At 67.8% G+C, this 3,754-nt stretch carries 2 protein-coding genes; both read right to left on the bottom strand.

The genetic code is table 11. The features are described 5' to 3' along the window. Positions 1 to 80 precede the first annotated feature (80 nt). Positions 81 to 431: a hypothetical protein gene (locus ACFWP5_RS52005; protein ID WP_384174355.1), complete on the bottom strand. Its 351-nt coding sequence runs from the start codon at positions 429 to 431 to the stop codon at positions 81 to 83. A 474-nt stretch (positions 432 to 905) separates the two neighbouring features. Further along, positions 906 to 3,332, bottom strand: a complete 2,427-nt coding sequence (locus ACFWP5_RS52000) for an NACHT domain-containing protein (RefSeq protein WP_384174352.1) — start codon at positions 3,330 to 3,332, stop codon at positions 906 to 908. Between the last annotated feature and the right edge of the window lie 422 nt (positions 3,333 to 3,754).

Genomic DNA, 3,754 nt, shown 5'->3' with positions numbered 1-3,754 from the left:
ACGTCCTCTGGGCCCTCCTCCGCGACGGACGGACCTACGAGGCCGTGCCACCCACCGCTCACACGGCTTGACAGACAGCATTAGGAATCAGTGACGAGACTTGGGTCGTGAACACCTTGCGTGTCGCGAAGGGCGTCCGCTGCCTTGGCGAGCCGGGTCTCCGCGCTTTCGACATGAACGTACGTGAGGGCAGGGCCAGCGTGAGTCTTGCTGCCCAGCAGCCGCTCTTCGAAGATCTTCTGGAAGTCGTCAGACTCCCAGCCCAGGGCTGCCGCTTCACGAACTCGCGGGTCACGGATTGCTGCCCGAAGCTCATCTTCGAGGATCAACAATTCAACGCCGGTGATGTCGATCCCGACTTCCAGCATGTTAGTGGCGATCACCATCTCAAGGTCACACTCTCCTGGCGTTGGCCGCTCGGACTCGCTCATCTCAGTCAACTTCCTCCTCTCAGTGTCTCGTTCGTCAAGATCGGCAGAAGTCTATCTGGCGGGTCCGACAGCACTGCCGAAAGGGCCGAAACGGCAGGTGTCCCTTGTCATCCAATCGAATCGTTTGACAGCGAACCCAGCCGTTTCGGGTTCCTTGACAGCGAACCTAGTCGTGTGGGGTGAGCACGTTGGGGGTGTTGTATGGCCGTGCCTGCGGCAACCATGCACGACACACGTCGGCGGCGTCCCCTGCTGGACTGCGCGACGGCCAGGTTCGAGGACGCGGTTCTGGTACGGCCGTTTCGGTGGTCGCGGGGTCCGCGCCATTTCTCGGGCTGGTATCGGTCGGCGACGACCGGGCAGCACGCCACCTTCGAGTCCTGGCTGGAGCGGGACCGTCTCGCGCTCATGGACACTCGATCCCGAACGGCATCAGCACTAAGCGGCCTTGGCGAAGTTCGCTACTGATCCCGCTCAACGGGACCGCTCGCGTCGCCACCACCAGTACGAGGCGCCGGCCAGGATCACCGTAGGTATCGTCACGGCGAGACCGGTGAACTCCCAGAGCGCCGAGATGACCACGCCGACGAGGGCGCCCGTCAGGGCGGGGATTAGCCACCAGCGGCGGGGGGCGGCGGGCGAGGGAGCCGGCTGCGGCTCTGGCGGCAGCTGCGGCGGCGCCAGGTGGTCCTGGAACTCGGCGTGGCGGAACTGATACACCGGCCCGACCGCACGGAGCAGACCCAGCCGGTGCGCATCGTCGAGGAACGGCATCAGACGCCACGGCAGGTCACCGCGGCAGGCCGCGTACCCGACAGTGACCGAGTACACGATCCAGGCGCGTTCGCCGCTCAACAGGGTCAGTCCCAGGGCGATGGCCGGCAGAGCGATCAGGCTCCGGACCGTTCCGTCGTCGTGGAGGTGACTCCACAACAGCAGGATGAGAACCGTTTCGGTGCAGACCACGACGGCGGCACAGCGGAGTAGTCGGCTGTCCCGGTCCGCTCGCAGCGATCCTATGGGGGTGCCCGCCCTGTTCACCGCCCAGGCCGCCTGCGCCCACGTGTAAAAGCCGACTGCCGCGCCCAGGGCTGCCGCGGTCCCCACCACGGGGAGCGGGTGTTCGGCCAGTGTGTCCAGGAATGTTGTCCGCTGCCTGCCTAACAGGGGCCTGCGCATCCAGTCGATCTGCAGCACGGCCGCGGCGGCGCCCCCGAGCACGGCGCCCCCGAGCGCGCCGCCAAAGACATGGCGGGTGAAGTGGGCCAGTCCCCTGCTGTTCGGTTCGGCGGACCCGCCCTGCGGCTGTGAGCGCCTCGCGCCGTTCGCAAACAGCGCGCTGATCAGGCCGATCACCAGGCCGAGAAAGGCCGCACGGGCGCCCGCGGCGGCATCGGGCGTGTCCTTGGACGGTGCGACCGTGGCGGCACCCGCGCCGATGACTGCGGTCAGTGCGACCCAGCTGACGAGCTGCGTCAGTGGAAGGATCGGCCGGGGAAGGGCCAACTGCGCCAGGCTCCACCATTTCAGATCGCGTGTACCCAGCTCAGCGCGCATGCCCATGCTGAAGTCGGCGCCCAGCCTGCTCGGGAGGATGAGAGACCGCTCCGCGGGAGTTCGGGCGAGCAGGGTGGCCAGGAACGTGAGCCAGCGCCGTACTTCTCCGGCCTGGTATGTCCGGCGGGGGCGGAGCCGCCCGGGGTCAGGCTTCAGGGGCGGGTTCTGGTCGAGGAGCGAGGGGATCAGCCGGTCGAGCAAATGACCACGCAGCGCCGTGGGCGAGTCGATCAGCTCGGGGTTCAACAGGTTGCCGGGGGAGGTGTTCCCGACGGCGTACGTCGTTCGCAGCAGTCCCAGGTCGAGCGGGTTGGTGATCGCCGTAGCGACGACCGCGACCGGTCCGCTGTGCGGGCCGGGGGCTTCCAGACGGCGCAGGAACTCCTCCCAGCCGGACGCCGGGGGCGCGGGCAGGTGCGCGCGGAGGTGGGCGACTGCCGCCTCGACGATGAGTGGCTCGGGCACAACGACCGTCGCGGTCGCCAGCAGCTCGCTTCCCTGCCGCACCGCCTGCTCGAACTCCCTGGTGCGGCAGGTGAGGATCAGCGGCTGATCGGTGCCGGTAGTGGTGCCGAGGGTGCGCAGGACCCGGGACCTGGCCGCGGCGGGCAGTTCGTCGAGCCCGTCCAGGACCGGCACTACCTGCAGGCCCTCGACCAGGCGCCGGGGGATGTCGGTGCCAAGGTCGGCGAGTGAGGGGTAACTGCGGGCTATCTCGTCGGCCATCCAGGCGGTGAAGTCCGTGAGATACCGCTGGGACCAGCTCGACGCCGGGACCGGCACCGGGACCAGCGTGGGCACCCGGCGCACGGACTCGTGCGTCCACGGGCGCAGCAGAGCGAGCGTCAGTTGCATCGCGAACGTGGTCTTGCCCGCGCCGGGCTCACCGATGACGACGAGCCGGCGAGGCAGCAATGCCAGGAACCTGTCGGCGAGTTGGTCCATCTGACGCCGCGCCTCGGGGTAACTGGCGGCACCGGCAAGGACCACTCCCGCAGAGGCCCGCTCCCGCCAGACCACGGGCATCGGGCGGCTGCCGTCCTGGTCGCGGATGGTGGCCTCGCGCCCCCAGCGGACCCCCACCTCTTCGGTCAGCAGCTGTTTGGCCGCGTCGACGGTCTCGATCGGGGACTCCGGGCCAGGGCGCCCGCTCATCCGCCGCCGCCAGACCAGCAGCACCGTGGCCAGCGGCACCACCGCAAGCAGCGCCGACAGCACGCCCGACAGATCCGACGCAGCGCCCAGGCCACCGTTCAGGAGTGCTCCCCCGAGCAGCAGCACGACCAGAGAAAGTCCAACGGCCCCCGCCAGAAACAGGACGGTGCGCCACCCCCGAGTCCCCATCCGGCCATAGTGGCAGCAGAGCACAGCCGAAGGGGAGTAGGCGCAAGCATCCACCCGACCGAGGCACCGGACCTGCATTGGAACAACGCGCCAGGGCACCGTCCACCAGCGTTCAGCCACCCGTACAACGAGTCCTCTGCTCGGGTTTCAACTCCACAATGAGGATCTTCGGCATCATCACCACCTCTCGGCAAAGCTCCTGCCAGAACGGGGAGTTGACTTCACCGAGACGGATTAGAGCGTCCGCCAGTAGGCGTTGATATCCAATCCAGTCGCCCCAGGTCAGCGCACCGCAGACGACTAGCTTCGCTGCCAAAGGACAACAGGTGTCCCGTCGCAAAGGGTCTGGTCTGCGAGACCGGCTCTGACCTGGATCGACCAGTTCAAGTGAGACGTGGAGGCATTGAAAATCTCAGATGATC

The organism is Streptomyces sp. NPDC058469 (genome assembly GCF_042721125.1).
Taxonomy (GTDB): domain Bacteria; phylum Actinomycetota; class Actinomycetes; order Streptomycetales; family Streptomycetaceae; genus Streptomyces.
The sequence above is the reverse complement of the archived record's forward strand: the minus strand, read 5'-3'. Positions and strand labels throughout refer to the sequence as shown.

Bases quoted from the DNA above. Each gene is read 5' to 3' on its own strand.
- ACFWP5_RS52005 (WP_384174355.1), bottom strand. From the start codon at position 431: ATGAGCGAGTCCGAGCGGCCAACGCCAGGAGAGTGTGACCTTGAGATG.
- ACFWP5_RS52000 (WP_384174352.1), bottom strand. From the start codon at position 3,332: ATGGGGACTCGGGGGTGGCGCACCGTCCTGTTTCTGGCGGGGGCCGTT.